Annotated in this window: 16 protein-coding genes and 1 riboswitch; all 16 genes read right to left on the bottom strand. The window is 64.8% G+C overall.

Annotation, left to right across the window (positions count from 1 at the left end; translation table 11 throughout):
- Positions 1 to 11 precede the first annotated feature (11 nt).
- Entirely contained in the window at positions 12 to 626 is a 615-nt protein-coding gene (locus tag J3A71_RS16515) for a response regulator transcription factor (protein ID WP_016486723.1), read from the bottom strand.
- A gap of 219 nt (positions 627 to 845) precedes the next feature.
- Positions 846 to 1088, bottom strand: a complete 243-nt coding sequence (locus J3A71_RS16510) for a DUF1272 domain-containing protein (RefSeq protein WP_016486724.1) — start codon at positions 1086 to 1088, stop codon at positions 846 to 848.
- A 66-nt stretch (positions 1089 to 1154) separates the two neighbouring features.
- The gene (gene cobM / locus J3A71_RS16505) at positions 1155 to 1907 is read right to left on the bottom strand and encodes a precorrin-4 C(11)-methyltransferase (RefSeq protein ID WP_016486725.1); all 753 of its coding nucleotides are present in this window, start codon (positions 1905 to 1907) and stop codon (positions 1155 to 1157) included.
- Between the two features lie 33 nt (positions 1908 to 1940).
- Entirely contained in the window at positions 1941 to 2330 is a 390-nt protein-coding gene (locus J3A71_RS16500) for a cobalamin biosynthesis protein (protein ID WP_024717644.1), read from the bottom strand.
- Positions 2330 to 3016, bottom strand: coding sequence for a CbtA family protein (locus J3A71_RS16495; protein ID WP_016486727.1), 687 nt, complete (start codon positions 3014 to 3016; stop codon positions 2330 to 2332). Before J3A71_RS16495 ends, J3A71_RS16500 begins: the two co-directional genes overlap by 1 nt.
- Before the next feature lie 9 nt (positions 3017 to 3025).
- Complete coding sequence (locus tag J3A71_RS16490; protein ID WP_016486728.1) at positions 3026 to 3214, bottom strand: CbtB domain-containing protein; 189 nt, start codon at positions 3212 to 3214, stop codon at positions 3026 to 3028.
- A gap of 93 nt (positions 3215 to 3307) precedes the next feature.
- Positions 3308 to 3531: riboswitch (cobalamin riboswitch) on the bottom strand.
- Positions 3532 to 3667: 136 nt separating this feature from the next.
- On the bottom strand, positions 3668 to 6142 hold the full coding sequence (locus tag J3A71_RS16485; protein WP_096426029.1) for a TonB-dependent receptor: 2475 nt from the start codon (positions 6140 to 6142) through the stop codon (positions 3668 to 3670).
- A gap of 144 nt (positions 6143 to 6286) precedes the next feature.
- Positions 6287 to 7387, bottom strand: a complete 1101-nt coding sequence (locus J3A71_RS16480) for an LLM class flavin-dependent oxidoreductase (protein WP_096426030.1) — start codon at positions 7385 to 7387, stop codon at positions 6287 to 6289.
- A gap of 27 nt (positions 7388 to 7414) precedes the next feature.
- Positions 7415 to 8749 (bottom strand): LLM class flavin-dependent oxidoreductase, encoded by a 1335-nt coding sequence (locus J3A71_RS16475; RefSeq protein WP_016486731.1) that lies wholly within the window; start codon positions 8747 to 8749, stop codon positions 7415 to 7417.
- 330 nt (positions 8750 to 9079) lie between these two features.
- Positions 9080 to 10702 carry an ABC transporter ATP-binding protein gene (locus J3A71_RS16470; RefSeq protein ID WP_016486732.1) on the bottom strand — a complete coding sequence of 541 codons (1623 nt, stop codon included), beginning with the start codon at positions 10700 to 10702 and terminating at the stop codon, positions 9080 to 9082.
- On the bottom strand, positions 10699 to 11589 hold the full coding sequence (locus tag J3A71_RS16465; RefSeq protein WP_016486733.1) for an ABC transporter permease: 891 nt from the start codon (positions 11587 to 11589) through the stop codon (positions 10699 to 10701). The genes J3A71_RS16470 and J3A71_RS16465 overlap by 4 nt, the downstream gene beginning before the upstream one ends.
- Positions 11590 to 11591: 2 nt before the next feature.
- Entirely contained in the window at positions 11592 to 12542 is a 951-nt protein-coding gene (locus tag J3A71_RS16460) for an ABC transporter permease (protein ID WP_016486734.1), read from the bottom strand.
- Positions 12539 to 14167 carry an ABC transporter substrate-binding protein gene (locus tag J3A71_RS16455; RefSeq protein ID WP_096426031.1) on the bottom strand — a complete coding sequence of 543 codons (1629 nt, stop codon included), beginning with the start codon at positions 14165 to 14167 and terminating at the stop codon, positions 12539 to 12541. Before J3A71_RS16455 ends, J3A71_RS16460 begins: the two co-directional genes overlap by 4 nt.
- A 129-nt stretch (positions 14168 to 14296) precedes the next feature.
- A complete protein-coding gene (locus J3A71_RS16450) occupies positions 14297 to 15091 on the bottom strand; it encodes a class II aldolase/adducin family protein (RefSeq protein WP_096426032.1) in 795 nt (264 codons plus the stop codon).
- 23 nt (positions 15092 to 15114) lie between these two features.
- The gene (locus J3A71_RS16445; RefSeq protein WP_016486737.1) at positions 15115 to 16059 is read right to left on the bottom strand and encodes a D-isomer specific 2-hydroxyacid dehydrogenase family protein; all 945 of its coding nucleotides are present in this window, start codon (positions 16057 to 16059) and stop codon (positions 15115 to 15117) included.
- The gene (locus J3A71_RS16440) at positions 16056 to 17192 is read right to left on the bottom strand and encodes an acyl-CoA dehydrogenase family protein (RefSeq protein ID WP_096426033.1); all 1137 of its coding nucleotides are present in this window, start codon (positions 17190 to 17192) and stop codon (positions 16056 to 16058) included. Before J3A71_RS16440 ends, J3A71_RS16445 begins: the two co-directional genes overlap by 4 nt.
- Positions 17193 to 17290 lie beyond the last annotated feature (98 nt).

Raw genomic sequence — 17290 nt, 5'->3', positions numbered from 1 at the left:
CGGCCGAACGCTCAGTAGACGCTGTTGCGTTTGGCCAGGTCGACCATCTCGACCAGAGATTCGGTTTTGAGCTTTTCCATGATCCGGCCTCGGTAGGTGCTGATGGTCTTGGCACTCAGATTCATGCGGGTACCGATATTCTTGTTGTTTTCACCGCGCGCCAGGCGCCGCAGCACCTCCATTTCACGGTTCGACAGGCTGGCAAGGCGCACCGGTTCGCTTTCCAGCGAGTTGCTGTTGACCGACATTTGCGGGAAGGTCGAATAGCCTTTGACCAGCGCCTTGAGGGCGAACAGCAGTGCTTCGTGGTCTTCTTCCTTGGTGACGAAGGCGCCGATGCCGGCATCCAGGCAACGCCGTACGTACAGGTCAGTGGCTTGGCCCGTCAGCACCATGATCTTGGGCACCGGCTCAAGGCTTTGCAGGCGTTTGATCACTTCCATGCCATCCAGACCGGGCAGGCCAATATCGAGCACGACTACATCGGGGCGCAGATCGCGGGCTACCTGAGCCACTTCGCTGCCGTTACCCACCTCACCGACAACATGAAAGCGTTCACGCTCGAGCAGTAGGCGCAAGGACAGTCGGACAATGGGGTGGTCGTCGACGATCAGCACGGTTGTCATGTGGAAAACTCCTGTCGGGATGTGGTCCGCTTCCTGGATCACTCCGGAATACGTCTGCAAGTGGGTTAATCGGAAGCGCTGCAAGATACGACCAATCCCGAAGTTTGGTAATGCCGAGTATAGAAGTGTTGATAATCCGCGTGCTTGTTGTGGAAAAATCCTACAAGAAGCGTGAAAGACATCACCCCGAGAAAGCGGCGATGTCTGTTTGGAAGGGCGTCAGGCGCAGGTGGCGTGCGCTTTGTTCACACGCTGGGTGGCGGCGGGGTTATTGGCCAGCGCCTGACCGACACGCGTCGGCCGGGGCACCAGCTGGCCGGCACAGTTCGGGCAGCGGCCTTGCAGGCGTGTGTCGGCGCAGGCACGGCAGAAGGTGCATTCGAAGGAGCAGATCAGCGCATCGGGGCTGTCGCCCGGCAGGTCAGTATCGCAGCACTCGCAGTTGGGGCGTAATTCCAGCATGGGCGTGACTCCTGTTCGCAGGCGGGAACCCGGAGTCTGCTACGCGGGCGGCAATACTGGCAATGCTCAGTCCCCAGGGCGGTACAGGTGGGCATGCCCGGCACGGTACAAGGCCGATTCGGCGAAGGGTGTATCCCCTAGCACATGGCCTACCAGGATCAGCGCCGTGCGGCGAAAATCTTTGGCTGCGACGCGTTCGACGATATCGCCAAGGGTGCCGCGCACCCAGTCCTGATCCGGCCAGGTGGCACGATGTACCACCGCCACCGGGCAGTGCGCACCGTAGTGCGGCAGCAGTTCTTCGACGATCCGCGAGAGGTGTTTGACCCCGAGGTGAATCGCCAAGGTGCTGCCGTGGCGCGCCAGGTCGCCCAGTTGCTCCCCAGGTGGCATGGGTGAACTGTCGCCATAGCGAGTGAGTATCACCGTCTGCGCCACCTGTGGCAGGGTCAGTTCGCAGCCAAGTAGCGCCGCGCTGGCCGCCGTGGCGGTGACCCCGGGGATGATCTGGTAATCGATGCCCAGCGCCTGCAGGTGGCGGATCTGTTCACCGATGGCGCCGTACAGGCTGGGGTCGCCGCTGTGTACACGGGCCACGTCCTGGCCTTGTTCGTGCGCGCTGCGCATGGCGGCGATGATCTGTTCCAGGTGCAGCTCGGCACTGTTGATCACGATCTGGGCCTTGTGGCCTTCGAGCACGGCAGCAGGTACCAGTGAGCCGGCATAGATGATCACGGGGCACTGGCGAATCAGCCGTTGGCCTTTGACCGTGATCAGTTCAGGGTCGCCGGGGCCGGCACCGATGAAGTACACCGTCATGGAAAGTCCTTGCAGAAAAGAGGAGCGAAATGTTCAGCAGGCCAGGGCGAGGGTCGCCGGGCCCAGTACCTGGCGGGTCAGCAGTAACCCGGCGGTGCAGCCGGGCCGCTGGCTGGCCAACGCCAGTGCCGCGCTCTCGGCCACGCCCCAGCAGCCGCTGTGGGCATGGGCTGTGGCAGAGCGGTGGCTGAGCAGCGGCTCAAAGGCTTGCAGTTGTGCGCTATGGTACAGCACCAAGGGCAAGCCAAGGCGTTCGGCCAGTTGCTGCAAGCCGGGTTCGTCGGCCTTGAGGCTGATGCTGGCAATGCCGCGCAGGTCGGCAAGCACCAGGCCCTGGCTAGCCAAGGCTTGGTGCAGCAGGGTCTGCAATGTATCCACCGGGCAACCTCGGCGGCAGCCGAAGCCGGCGTAGAAGGCCGGCATCAGGCCTGGCTGGAACGGCGGAACAGCCATGCACTGAGCAGGCCCAAGGCCACCCAGAATGCAGCGTTGGTCAGCCAGGAGGCCATCTTGAACTGAGTCTCCAGTGCTGCGGGGGCCAGGCTTTCATGCACGTCGGGCTGTGGCGCGCCGATCACATGGGGGATTATCAACAACACGGCGCCCAGCGCCTTCAACAGCCAGTGCCGGGCGAACACCAGCAAGGCCAGCCCAAGGGCGGTGGCGCTGGCCGTGCCAATCCACCAGGCCTGGCGTTGCCCCAGGTCGGCGGCAGCGGTGCCGGGCAGTTCCGGTGGCAGCCCCAACGTTGGCGCCAGACAGAACACGGCGAAACCGGCCAGGCCCCACAGCACACCGGTGCCGGCACGCTGCGGTTCGCGCAGGCTGTAGAGGGCGGCGAGGATCAGGGCGAAGCCGACCGCAACCACCAGGTTGCCACCGGTGGTGGACAGCACCCGCTGCCAGCCGTCTTCCGGCGACCAGGCGTCGGCGCTGTGCTCATGGGCGGCCACTTCGCCGCCATGTTCGTGGTGTGCGGCCGGGGCCGAGGATTCGTAGGTTTCCGCCTCAAGAATCAGCGGGGCGACCCAGAAGCTTTGCAGCAGGGTCAGCAGCAGGGCCGCAAGCAGCCCGCTGAAGCCCGCGGTACGGGCAATGCGCGTGATCATCAGGCGTACTCAGTGGCAGGGGAAGGCGGCGCTGTGGCGGGTGTCGTGAGCGGCGTTGTGCACGGCCTCGATGTGCGAGAAACCGGCGAAGTACACCAGGCACAGGCCCAGCAGGCTTGCGCCAACGGCAATGACGATGCGCTGGCTGAGGGTGACGGGGGTGGCAAGGCTGTGTGGCTTGGCGCTGGTGACGGGCATGACGCGTTCCTCTGCTTTTTGTGGGCAACGGGCAAGCGCGGCATCCCTGATGCGTGGCCGCCCAGGGGAATGCAACAGCGCCCGCCCACCGCGGGGTGTTCATGAACGCCAGGCCGGTCTCCGGGCTTGCGAGGAGGAGCAGGGCTCCTGAAAAGCGTCACCTTCCCATGCCGGACTACAAGGCACAGTGGCACAGACGCTTCACTCGCTTACCGTTGCGGGGGCAGCACCGGACTTGTCCGGCCCTGATGGAGGGCCTGCGACGCACCGGTTTCCCGTTTCACCCCCTGGGGGGCACCTGAACGTGAGGCATAAGGAGAGCATGGGGCGGGGTTTGCGTCAATTGCCATGTGTGCGAGTGACTGCCGTGCTCAGGGTGAAAGTTTGCCCAATCATTGTGGGCGCGGGCTCGCCCGCTCCCACTGAGGTCCGCGCTAAACCCAAAGGATGTTTTCAGAAGTCATACGCCAACTTGGTGTACCAGTACCCGCCACCTGGATGAAACGGCGGGTTGCCGTAGGCCGCCTGGTTGCCGTTGGCGTTGTACACGCCGTTCTTGTCGGGCCGTACATTGAAGATGTTGGTGCCGCCCAGGCTGACGGTCAAGCTGTCGAACAGCAGGTACGACAGGTCCAGGTCGGTAATCCACTTGGCGCCGAAGGTGCGGTCCTGGGCCTGATTCTGCTGCCAGGTTTCGACCTTGCCGTAGCGGGTGGTCTGCAAGGTGCCGGTGAAGTTACCCAGCAACCACTGACTGCCCAGTACCCATTTGGTTTTCGGCGAGGCCGCCACCAGGTCACCTTCGCGGCCATGGCCGACCACCTCGATACCGGCTGCCGCCAGCGCTGCGGGCGTGCCCCGGCTGCCGCGCACAGTGGTCTTGTTCCAGTTGAAGCCCAAGGTCCAGCGCACATCGCCCCAGGCACCGAATTCGCTGGTGTGGTCACCTACCAGGTCGAGGCCGCGGGTACGGGTGTCGAAGGCATTGGTGTAGTAGTTGATCCAGGTGGTGCGTGCCAGGCCCAGTGCTTGGAGCATATCGCCAATGGCACCGGCACCGTTCTGCCGGTCGTAGAGGTTTTCGGTCAACAGGATGCGGTCGTCGATGTCGATCAGGTAGGTGTCCAGGGTGACACTGGTACGGCGCGCCGGTTGCCAGGTCAGGCCCATGCCGGCGTTGCGCGATTTCTCCGGGTCGAGCTTGTCGCCGCCGAATGCCAGCGCCGCGGCACTGCCAGGCGCCACGGTGCGGCGCAAGGCCGGCACCACATTGCCGTCAGCGTCCAGCGCGGTGCGGTTGTCGCTGACCGTATAGCCGCTCTGGGTCAGCGACGGGGCACGGAAACCGCTGCCCAAAGTGCCGCGGATTGCCACGGTTTCGCTCAGTTCATAGCGTGAATTGAGCTTGAAGCTGGCGGTGTTGCCCGAGTTGTCGTCGTAGTGCTCGACGCGCGCGGCGGTGCCCAGGTACCAGCGCGGGGTCAGGTCCAGGCCGAGGTCGATGTAGGCGGCATAGTTGTTGCGCTTCACATCGGCCTCGTCTTCCGGGCGGATGGTCAGCGCAGCCTGGGCGCCCACGGCGGTCTGGCCGTTGGCCAGCGCGTAGAGCGGGTTGGGGCGCCCGTCGGCCAGGGTGGCCGGGTAAGTGTAGGGCCCGACGCCGTAGGCGACGGGGTCGCCGGCGAAGGTCTGGAACCGCTCCCAACGGTGTTCCAGGCCCGCCGAGACGCGGGTTGGTACGGCCAGGCCAAACACGCGATCAAAAGCGCGGGTGATGTCCAGGTTGTTTACCCACTGGTCGAACTGCAAAGTCGCCAGGTCATCGAACGAGGTTGGCGAGGCCGGGCCGTAGGTAGGGTTGATGGTGAGGTCGCTGGACTGCTGGTTCTTGTTGCGCCCGTACGTGGTGGACAGGTCCCAGTCCCAGGCACCGGCGGCACCTCGGGTGCCGAGCAGCCACTGGTAGTCGGTGTCTTTGATGTTGTTGAGCGGGAAGTACCCGTCGGGGAACAACTCGGGGATCGAGGCGTTGCTGTTGGGCAGTCGATAGTTGTTGAAGGCTTCGAGCTTGCGCTCGGCATAGGTGGCGAACGAATACAGTTTCAGGTCGTCGCTGATGGGCAGTTCGGCGTTGTAACCGAGGTTGAAGGCGCGCAGGTCGGGGTCGCCGTTCTTCACAGCGCGGTGGTCCCAGGCGGCCTGGCGGTCGTCCTCGAAGTAGGCCCGGTAACCAGGGTCGGCTTTGTCGATCCAGTTGGCGGTGCCGCGCTTGCGTGCCTCCCCCGACAGGTGCAGGAAACCGCCGTCACCCAGGCCGAAACCCTGGTCGCCAGCCAGCTTGATGGTTTCGCCCTGGCCGCTGTACAGCTGGCCATAGCTGCTTTCGTAATGGCCGCCACTGCTGGCGCTTTTGAGGATGATGTTGATCACCCCGGCTACCGCATCCGAGCCGTACTGAGCCGCCGCGCTGTCTTTGAGGACTTCGATGTGCGACACCGCGCTGACCGGGATCATGTCGATATCCACGGCGTTGGCACCGCTGTTGTCCGTCGAGCCGCTGGCCGGCACGGCGCTGTTGTGGCGGCGTTTGCCATTGACCAGTACCAAGGTGTAGGCCGGGCCCAGGCCGCGATTGCTCAGCGGCCGCACGCCAGACTGGAAGCCGGCGATGTTGGTGCCGAAGTTGAACGAGGGCAGCAGTTTGGAAATGGCCTCGGACAGCTCGGCGCGGCCGGTGCGCAGCAACTGTTCGTTGCTGATCACGTCGATGGGTGCCGGGCTGTCGGCGACGGTGCGCTGGTTGCCACGCATGCCAGTGGAGATCACCGTGACAGTGTCCAGGCGTTGGTCTTCGGTGGTTGCAGCAGCGTCGGCGAACGGGGTGAGCAGGCAGGCCAGGGGCAGGGCGAAAAGCGGTGTTCTAGACATCATGTCCTCGGAATACGGTGGAGCACGCAGGCGAATAGGCGCCAGGCCCTGACAGGGCTGGCGTAAGGTGTTTGGGAAGTGTTTTCCAGCACCGGCCTCTTCGCGTCGAACCGCCGCGAAGAGGCCGGTGCTGCGAGTCGAGATCTAGGCTGTGCGCGCGGTGCGCCCAGCCTCACATTGTTCAACCAGCGCACGAATCCGCGGGATCAGGTCCTGGCCGTATTCCACCGCATCGCGCAGCTGGTCAAAGCCGCGGAACAGGAAGGTAGTCACCCCCAGTTCGTAGTAGGCCAACGCCGCCTCGGCCACCTGGTCCGCAGTCCCTACCAGCGAAGTGGAATTACCTGCACCGCCGCCCAACGCAGCAATCTCGGTCCACAGCCGGGTGTCATGCACCTTGCGCTGGCTGGCCAGCTGCACCAGGCGTTCGGAGCCGGCGTTGCTCTTGCCGAAGTTTTTCTCGCGGCGATTGCCCTGGCGGATACCGATGCGCGCTTGGGCATCGGCCAGAATACGTTCGGCGCGGGCCCAGGCTTCTGCCTCGGTACCGCCCAGAATCGGTCGCAACGATAGGCTGAAGCGGATGTGCTTCTCGCGCCCGTAGCGGGCGGCGGCCTTGCGCACCTTGGCGATGCGCTCGCGCACCTGCTCCAGCGGTTCGCCCCACATCATGTAGACGTCGGCGTGCTTGGCGGCCACTTCGACCGCGGCGTCTGACGCACCGGAGAAGTAGATGGGCAAATGCTGTACCGGTTTGACCAAGGTCAGGTTGTCTTCAACGCGGTAGTGGATGCCCTGGTGGTCGAAAGGCTCCTGGCGGGTCCAGGTGTCGCGCAGTACCTGCAGGTATTCATCCGTGCGGGCATAACGGGCATCCTTGTCGAGGAAGTCGCCATCGCGCTGCAGGTCGCCGCTGTCGCCCCCGGTGATGACATTGATCGAGGCTCGGCCACGGCTCAGCTGGTCGAGGGTGGCGAACTGGCGGGCAGCGAAGGTTGGCGCCTGGAAGCCCGGGCGGTGGGCGACCAGCAGGCCGATGCGCTCGGTCAGTGCTGCCACGTAGCTGGCCAGGATCATAGAGTCCGGCGCACTGGTGTTGACCGCCAGCAATGCCTTGTCGAAGCCGCCATATTCCTGGGCCTGGGAGAAGGCCTTGATGAACGCCAGATCAACCAGCGGGCCACGGGGTGCCTGGGATTCGCTGCTTTCCTGCGGGCCGATGAGGCCGATGAACTCGAGGCTCATGAAACAAAACTCCTTGTCTGGGGGGGCTCAGGCAAGCGCTGCCTGGTTGCGGCGCAGGGTGTTGCGGTTTTCTGGCACGTCGAGGCCAAAATGGCTGCGCAGGGTTGTACCGCTGTACTCACGGCGAACCAGGCCACGGGCTTGCAGCAGCGGCACCACGTGTTCGGTGAAGTACTGCAGGCCGTCAGGTAGCAATGAGTTGATGATGAAGCCGTCGGCAGCCCCGTTTTCAAACCAGTGCTGCAAGGCATCGGCAACCTGCTCCGGGGTGCCGACGAAGTCCCTGCGCGGGCGCGAAAAGCGCAGTGCCAGTTCGCGCAGGCTCAGGCTTTCATCCCGGGCCAGCTGCTTGAGCTGGTCCGAGGTGCCTTTGTGGCTGTCGTTGCCCAGGGTGCCGAGATCGGGGAAGGGCGCATCCAGATCATGTTGGCTGAAGTCGTAGTCGTTGAAGGGGCGGCCCAGGGCAACCAGGGCATCTTCGATGCTCACCAGGTCGACGGCCTGCTGGTAGCGCTGCTCGACCTCCTCGACATTGCGGCCGACGATGGGGCGGATGCCGGGCAGGATGAACAGTGCGTCCGGGGCGCGGCCATGGCGTGCGGCTCGCTGTTTGAGGTCCTGGTAATAGGCGTGGGCGTCGTCGAACGATTCCGGGCTGACAAAGATGGCGTCGGCGTTCTGCGCCGCGAAGTTGCGGCCGTCTTCCGATACGCCTGCCTGGAAGATCAGCGGCTGGCCCTGGGGCGAGCGCTGGATGTTCAACGGGCCTTTGACCTTGAAGAACTCACCTTGGTGGCCAAGGGTGTGCAACTTGGCCGGGTCGAAGAACTGGCCGCTGTGCTTGTTGCGGGTAAAGGCGTCGTCTTCCCATGAGTCCCACAGCCCCTTGACCACATCCACATGCTCACGTGCAATCCGGTAACGCACGGCATGCGGCGGGTGTTCAGCCTTGCCGAAGTTGTCAGCGGTGCCGGAAAGCCAGGAGGTCACCACGTTCCAGCCTGCGCGCCCGCCGCTGATCAGGTCCAGCGAAGCGAATTGGCGAGCTACCTGGAACGGCTCGGTGTAGCTGACCGTGACCGTGGCCACCAGGCCGATGTGCTCGGTCACCGCCGCCAGTGCCGAAAGGATGGTCAGCGGCTCGAAACGGTTGAGGTAGTGCGGGCTGGAGCGGGCGTGAATGTGCAGGCTGTCGGCGATGAAGGCGAAGTCGAACTTTGCCGCCTCGGCCAGCTTTGCCTGCTGTTTGTAGAAGCCGAAATTGACGCTGGCATCGGCCAGCGCCTGTGGGTGGCGCCATTCGCCCCAGCCGTGGCCGACGCCATGGATCATGGCGCCCAGGCGGATTTGTCGTTTGCTCATCGGAGTACCTGTGGGTTGTGTTGCAAATGGAATGGGGACAGTCATGCGTCACCTGGCCCGTGGGCGAAGATGAAGCAGGGGTGCGGGTGAGAGAGGTGGCATGCGTGCAAGGCTCCTGGGGTGGTCGTGGTGGACGGCCTCCGCCAGGAAAGGGGTCGGTCTGGAGTGACCTTAGCGGGTGTGGGGCGGGGTTGTGAAAGGCTTTGTTGTTCTATGCTAATTATGAAAAACAAAAATAACAGAAGTGCTTAATGATGCTTAATATGCATTTTGAGTTTGAGGCTGACCTGAGATTGCTGGGGGCGCAAAGCGCCCCCGAGGCCTTCAAACTCAAGCTGCAACAGTGACCAACCGCCCAGGCACGGCAGCAATCAACTCTCGCGTGTAATCACTCGTCGGCCTGTCGAACACCTGCGCCACCGTCCCGCGCTCCACCACCTGCCCCTGGCGCAGCACCAGCACTTGGTCAGCCATGCTCGCTACCACCGCCAGGTCATGCGATACCAGCACATAAGCCATGCCCAGCTCCCGTTGCAGCTCATCCAGCAGTGCCAGAATCTGTGCCTGTACCGATACATCCAGCGCACTTACTGGCTCGTCGAGCAGCAACAGTTCTGGCTGTAGTGCCAGCGCCCGGGCGATGGCCACCCGCTGGCGCTGGCCGCCGGACAGTTCGCGGGGCAGGCGGTCGAGGTAATGCAGAGGCAGGTGCACGCGTTCGATCAGTTCGCGTGCGCGCTGCTCCAGTGCCGCACCTTTGAGCAGGCCAAACGCCACCAGCGGCTCGACGATGCTGTCGAACACAGTGAAACGCGGGTCGAGGGCGGCGAAGGGGTTTTGCTGGACCAGCTGCATGCGTCGGCGCAAGGGGCGGAACTGGCGCCAGCCGTGGCCGGTGACGTCCTGTTGGTCGAACAGCACACGGCCCTGGCTGGGCGCCTCCAGGCCAAGGGCGATGCGCAGGGTGGTGCTCTTGCCCGAACCGGATTCACCGACGATGGCCAGCGTTTGCCCCGGGTGAACCTGCAAGTCCAGGCCCTGCAACGCGACAAAGCCGTTGTTCTGGCCTTTTACCTTGGGCAACGCGAACGTTTTGCCAACCCCCTGCAGGCTAAGGATCGGCTTTGCGCCCGGCGGCGGTTGCCGGGGCTGGCGACGGGCACTGAATGCCGGTGCGGCATTGAGCAGGGCGCGGGTGTACGGGTGCTGCGGTGCCTTCAGGATCTGCGCAGGTGAGCCGTGTTCCACCAGCTCGCCCTGTTTCATCACCAGCAGGCGGTTTGCGCGGTCGGTGGCCATGCCCAGGTCGTGGGTGATGATCAGCAATGAGATGCCACGCTCGGCCACCAGCCGCTGCAAATGATCGAGGATTTTGCGTTGCACGGTCACGTCCAGCGCGCTGGTGGGTTCATCGGCGATGATCAGGCGTGGGTTGCCGGCCAGGGCGATGGCAATCAGCACCCGCTGGCGCATGCCGCCAGACAGCTCGTGCGGGTACTGGCGGGCGCGCAGGGCCGGGTTGTCCAGGCCAACCTGGGCGAGGAGTGCCAGCACATCGGCATCCACGCTGCGCGAGCGGACGCCTTGGGCCAGCACCAGTGCCTCACCAATCTGCTGCCCGATGCGCAGGGTGGGGTTCAGGCTGACCATCGGGTCTTGCGGTACCAGGCCCACCGTACGCCCACGCAGCTGGCGCTTCTGCCGCTCGCTGGCGCGCACCACATCCAGCCCGTCAACCCACAGCTGGCCGCTGTCGATGCGCGCCGTGCCTGGTAGCAGGCCGAGCAGGGCGTTTGCCAAGGTCGACTTACCCGAACCTGACTCGCCGACAATGGCCACCGTTTCGCCCTGGCCCAGGCTGAAGGTAAGGTGCTTGACGGCTTGCGTGGTCTGGCCAGAGGCGTGATAACGGATGCTGAGGTCGCGTACCACAAGCAAAGGCTGGTTGTTCATTGTGGGTGTTCCTCGAAGCTGCGGGCAAGGTGGTTGAGGCTGAACACCACGGCGACTACGAACAGGCCGGGCAGCAGCGACACCCAGGGTGCGGTGATCAGGAAGTGCCGGCCGTTGGCAATCAAGGTGCCCCATTCCGCCGCTGGCGGTGCTGCACCAAAACCGAGGAAGCTCAGGCCGGCAGTGGCCAGGATGGCGGCGCCGAAGTCCAAGGTGGCCAGCACGGCCACAGGCCCCCAGGCATTGGGCAGCACATGCCGCAGCAAGGTGCGGCGCCAGCTGGCGCCACCCAGGCGTGCGGCCTCGACATAGGGCAGGGTCTTGACCCGCAGCACTTCGCCGCGGGTGGTGCGGGCAAAGCCGGGGATGATGCCGACGCCGACGGCGATCGCCACCGGCACCGTGCCAAAACCGATAGCGGTAACGATGGCCAGGGCCAGCAGCAGGCCGGGCAGGGCCAACAGTACATCGACCAGGCGCATGAGGGCGGCATCCAGACGCCCGCCGGCAAACCCGGCGAGTACGCCCAGGCTCAAGCCGCCTGCCAGGGCAATGCCAACTGCCAGCAATGCCGCCTGCACCGACAGGCTGGCGCCATACACCACGCGGGTATACAGGTCACGGCCCAGCTCGTCGGTGCCGAACCAGTGGACGGCGTCAGGGGCCCGTAGCTTGTCGACCGGCGACGTGGCGTAAGGGTCGAAACTGGTCAGCCAGTGCGGCGCCAGTGCCGCCAGCAGGGCGAACAGCACCACCAGCAGCGCCAGGCTGAAGCCTGGTCGCGCCAGCAAAGGGGCGAGCGCCTGGCCCAAGCGTTGCAGGCGTGTGCGGCGCTTCCAGGTGGCTGACGGTGGGGCAGCACACAGGAGGTGAGTATCGGCGGTCATGGTCAGGTCACCTTCGTGGCATGGGCGATTCGGGGGTCAAGGTACGGGTAGAGCAGGTCGACGATCAGGTTCACCAGCACGAAGGCTGCCGCCGATACCGCCACAATCGCCAGCACCACCGGAATGTCCTGGCGCAGCACAGCTTCCTGGGCCAAACGGCCAACGCCGTTGCGCGAAAAGATGGTTTCGACCAGTACGGCCCCGGACACCGTGTTGCCCACCTGCAAACCGACCAGGGTCAGAATTGGCAGGGCAGCATTGCGCAGGCCGTGTCGTGCCTGCACTTGCGCACGGCTCAGGCCTTTGGCGAATGCGGTGGCGATGTAGGGCTCCTGCCACACACCCTGGAAACCGCGTTGCAACACTTGCGCGTACACCGCAGCACTGGGGATGGCCAGCGTCACCGCCGGCAGTACCAGGCTGGCAAACCCCTGGCTGCCGGTGGCCGGGAACCAGCCCAGGCCAAAGGCGAACACCTGGATCAGTAGCAGCCCCATCCAGAACACCGGTACCGAAAAACCCAGTGACGGCAAGCGTGACAGCGCCACCTTCAGCGGTTGCCATTGCAGGTAGGCGGTGAGGTAGGCCAGGCCGATGCCGCCAAGCAACGACAGCGCGATGGCAAAGCCAGCCAGGGCCAGGGTTTGCGGCAGGCGCTCGGCCAGCAGCGCGGTCACTGGGCGGTTCAGTGACAACGACTGGCCCAGGTCACCGTGCAGTGCCCGCCATAGCAGGTCGAAATACTGCTCGAAAATGCCCTTGTCCAGGCCGTAGTAGGCGCGTGCCTTCGCCAGGTCCTCGGGCGACAGGCCATCGGCTTCCATACCCGAGGCGCTGAGCATGATCGCCAGGGTGTCACCAGGCAGCAGATAGAGAATGAAGTAGGTGATGGTGTAGGCGCCCCACAGCACCAGCAGCGCCTGGCCGATGCGGCCGATCAGGTAGCGGTTCATGGCTGCGCGACCTGGATGTCACTGAGGAAGGCAAAACCTTCGGCGGTCCAGCGGAAGTCCTTGACCCGAGGTGCGGTGGCGGCTTGCCACACGCGTTCGTACAGCGGGAACGCCGAGGCTTCGTCAACCAGCAGGTCTTGCAGCTGGCCATAGGCCTGTGCGCGTTGTTCGTCGTGGGTGGCGGTAATGCCGTTGTCGAACAAGGTTTGTGCCTGGGCCAGTGCGTGTGGCTCGTAAGTATTGGTGGCCAAGGTGGCACTGCTGGCGGCGCGCGGGTCGAGGATGGTCTGCAGGATGATCGGATCGGCGCGGGTCATGTAGGTGGAGGTGAGGTCGTAGTTGCCCGAAGCGTTGCCGGCCACCCATTCGGCACGGGTCAGCACGTTCAGCTTGAGGTCGATGCCAACCTTGCGCAGTTGGTCCTGCACCAGCACATCACCGGCGCTTTCGGCAGGGGTGAGGTTGTAGCGCAGGGTCAGGCGTTTGCCGTCCTTGTGCCGGTAGCCGTCATCGCCCTTGCGCCAGCCGGCGGCATCCAGCAGGCGCTCGGCGCCCTGCGGGTCGTAGGCCAGTTTGCTGGTCTGTGGTTTGAAGTACGGCGTGGTCACGTCGTACACGCCGGTCACCACCGGGAATTCGGCGTTGTAGACGGTGTGCGCATAGCTGGTGCGGTCGATGGCCTTCTGCAAGGCCAGGCGCACCTGGCGGTCACCCAGCAGGCGGCCGTTGCGGGTGTTGGGGTAAAGGTTGAGCGCCGGGCCTGGCAACGAGCGGCTCTGGATGGCCGCACCCTTTGCCTGGAACAGCTTCAGGTCAACCTCGGAGAACGGGTTACGTGGCCAGAGGATGTCAGCCTTGCCCTGCAGGAACAGGCCGTTGCGCACGCTTTCTTCGGGGATATAGCTGATCTCCACGCGGTCCAGGTGGGCGGCGCCAGGGTTTTTGACGTTGGCCGAGGCCCAGGCATAGTCCGCTCGCTTGACCAGGCGTGCGCCGACTTCCGGGGTGTAGTGTTCGAGGATGAACGGGCCGGTGCCGATGATTTTGCCCAATGAACGCTCCTGGGCACTGAGCGCGTAGGAGGCCGGGGCGAGAATGGCCAGGTTGGTGGTGGATGTGGCCTGCAGGAAGCCGGCGTTGGGCCGTGAAAGCACCAGGCGGACGGTGAACGGGTCGACCACTTCGGCATGGTCGAAGCCGGCCAGGTAGGTGGCGCCGAATGTGGCGGGCAGTTGTTCAGCGAAGGCCTTGTTGCTGTCGAAGGCCGTTTTCACGGCTTGGGCGTCGAAGCGCTCGCCGTTGCTGAAGGAGACGTCCTGGCGCAGGTGGAAGGTGTACTGCAGCGCGTCGTCGCTGACCTCCCAGCTGCTGGCCAGCCAAGGGATGATGCGGCCTGTGGCCGGGTCCTGGTCAGTGAGCGATTCGGCGACGTTGCGCAGCAGTACGCGGTGCTCCAGCCAGTAGACCTGGAACGGGTCGACGCTGACCAGCGTGGTGTTGTCGCCCCAGAAGGCGATGTTAAGGGTTTTGCTGGTGGCATCTTCGCTGGAGGGGGAGCAGGCGGCGAGCGTGAAGGCCAGGGTGGCGCAGGCCAGCAGGCTTCTGGCCAGGTGTAATGGGGGCATTGGGTGATCCTTAAATGGGGTATGAGGTGTTTGTTCGGGCCCTATGGCCGGCAAGCCAGCTCGCACAGGATCACCACAGGCCTCAATCCAGTGGGGTTCTTGTGGGGGCTGGAGGCCACAGAAAACCTGTCAGTGCTGGTAATCCAGCCCCTCCCGGTCCAGCTGCCGGATCAGCGCATCCCAGTGCCGCTGGATCCCTTCACCCAACCCGTCGGAAAACCGCTTGGACTGCTCATGCACCTTGGCAATCGCCGCCGGCGCAGCATGCAGCAACTGGTCATTGCCTCCGGCCTGCGCCGCTACCTGGATGTTGCAGGCCCGCTCCAGCCCGTGCAGTTCACGGAAGGCATGCTCTACGCTGACACCCCCGGTCAGCAGGCCATGGTTGCGCAGGATGAGGATGTTGCTGTCGCCCAGGTTGGCCACCAGCCGCTGCTGCTCGTCCAGGTCCAGGGCGACGCCTTCGTAGTCGTGGTAAGCCACCCGGCTGTAGTACGCCAGGGCGTGCTGCGAGATCGGCAGCAGGCCGTCGCGCTGCGCTGACACCGCCGCGCCATCGCGGGTGTGGGTGTGCAGCACGGCCTTGAGGTCCTGCCGGGCGCGATGGATCGCGCTGTGAATCACATAGCCCGCCTGGTTGATGCCCAGGCCCAGCGGGTCGTCGATGATGGTGCCGTCCACGTCGACTTTCACCAGGTTGGACGCGGTGATCTCGTCGAACAGCAGGCCAAAGGCATTGATCAGAAAATGCTCGTCGGGCCCCGGCACGCGTGCCGAAAAGTGGGTGTAGATGTGGTCTGTCCAGCGGAACAGCGCGGCCAGGCGGTAGGCGGCGGCCAATTTGACCCGCACCTCCCACTCTTCGGCGCTGACCCGTTGGCGTACGGTGTTTTCCTGGGCGATGACGACAGACAGTGCAGTCATGGTGTTCTCCAATAAGTGTGGGTTCAGTAGCCGCGCTGGGTGTCGACCAGGTTGTGCAGCGGTGCCTGTTCGCGGTAACGGGCGAAGTTGTCGAGAAACGCATCGAGCAGGGCCGGGTAACCGTCCTCGGAAATCGCCGAGGTGTGCGGTGACAGAAACACCCGAGGATGCTGGTACAGCGGGTGGCCCGCCGGCAGTGGTTCCGGATCGGTGACATCAAGGCTGGCGCGGCCGATCAGGCCGCTTTCCAGGGCTTCGAGCAGGGCCTGCTGGTCCAGCAGCCCGCCACGGGCGATGTTGATCAGGTGCAGCCCGGGCTTGGCCTGGGCCAGCACCTGACGGTCGATCAGGCCGTGGGTGGCGGGGGTGAGCGGGGCGGCGATGACCAGGTGATCGCTGCTGGCAAAAAGTTGCTGCAGGTTGTCGACGCGCTGCACGCCCGGCACCTGGGCAATGGGCTGGCCTGGGCGGTTCAGCGCCAGTACTGACATGCCCAGCGCCACCGCCTTGCGTGCCAGGCTCTGGCCGATGCTGCCGAAGCCGAAGATGCCCAAGGTGCGACCACGCACGGGGGCCAGCGGGGTCAGGCGCCAGTCGGCGTCCTTGACCCACAGGCCTGGCAACTGCTTGGCCGCAGCAAACACCAGGCCCAGGGCGAATTCGGCCACCTGCTCGGCATTGGCGCCGCGGCCACTGGTGACCGGCGGGCCCTGAAACACCCAGCCAGGGTAGAAGTCGATGCCCGAGGACACCACCTGCACCCAGCGCAACGACCACGGCCAGCCCGCTGGAGGGTTGTCCACGCGGTTACCGCGTACATTGATCGGGCGCACGATGAACACGTCGGCAGGAACGTCCAGATGCAACTGGCCCGGGGCGATATCGATCACCTCATGGTCGGGCAACCGTTCGCGCAGGTACTGGTTGGCCGGTGCGTCCAGCTGGCTGGCGATGATCGAATGGCTCATGCTGCCACCTCTGCCAAGGCGGCGCGGCCGACATGGCCGAGTACCACGTCATCCTGAGGGGTGTGGATGCGGCTGCACAGCACATCACGGTAGTGCCGCTCCAGCGGGTTGCGCCGCGACAGGCCAGGGTTGCCGGCAGCCTCGATGGCCAGTTCCACGGCCTGGATGGCGTTGCGGCTGACCAGGTGCTTGAGCTGCCCGGCGTGGCGCGGATCGACCTGCCCGGTCACGGCCGCGTTCAACAGGCTCTGGTTGGCGAACAGCAAGGTGTCGATACGCCCGACCACGTCCTGGAAACGCGACAGGCTGGCCAGCGGTGCGCCGAGGTTGGATGGCGCCCGCTGGTTCAGGAACTGCACCAGCCAGTCGCGTGCGGCCTGGGCCACCCCGTCGTACAGCGCAGGCAGCAACACTGCCATCCACAGCAGGCCGGTGCTGTCGAGCTCGGCGCGCGGTGCGCTGGCCGGGCTGACGCTGACGGCATGATCGAGCGGGATCAGCACCTCGTCGAACTGCACTTCATGGCTGCAGGTGGCGCGCATGCCCAGGTGGTCCCAGTCTTCGACGATGCGGATGCCCGGGGTGTCCTTGCGCACCAGGAAACCGCCCACCAGTGGGTCCTGGTCGTCGCTGCGGGCCCATACCAGGTACCAGGTCAGGCCGTGGCTGCCGGTGGAGTAGATCTTGCGCCCGGACAACCGCCAGCCCTCGGCGGTGCGCCGGGCGACGGTGGCCGGCAGGCCGCCGCGGGCGGGCGTGCCCAGTTCGGGTTCGACGCGAAACGCGTTGATCAGCGCGCCGTCGGCCACCGCGTCGCGGGCCACTTGCAGGCGCAGGTGCTCGGGCCAGCGGTCTTCGTCCTGCAGGCGAAAGTGCTGCAGATACTGCATTACGAGGATCAGTGCGGTGGACGGGCAACCTTTGCCGACAGCGGCGACTACCTGGCGCGCACTGGCCAGGTCGGCGCCACCGCCGCCCAAATGGCGCGGCACGGTGAAACCCAGCAGGCCGTGACGCTGCAGCAGGTCGAAGTTATCGGCGGGGAACTGGCCGCTGCGGTCGTAGCGTTCGGCGTTGGCGGCCAGGGCCTGGGTGAGTTCGGCAAGCGCGCTGGCAGAAGGGGGGTGACTCATGGGTATTCATCCCTGGAACACGTTGGTTTCTAAGACCGTATTCGTATGGATGAGCGGTGTAAAAGTCTTTTTGGTTCTATGCTAATTATTAGTTGTAA

Source organism: Pseudomonas sp. PvP089 (genome assembly GCF_017875165.1).
Taxonomy (GTDB): domain Bacteria; phylum Pseudomonadota; class Gammaproteobacteria; order Pseudomonadales; family Pseudomonadaceae; genus Aquipseudomonas; species Aquipseudomonas fortuita.
Note: the sequence above shows the minus strand (reverse complement) of the source record. Positions and strands in the feature narration are given on the sequence as shown.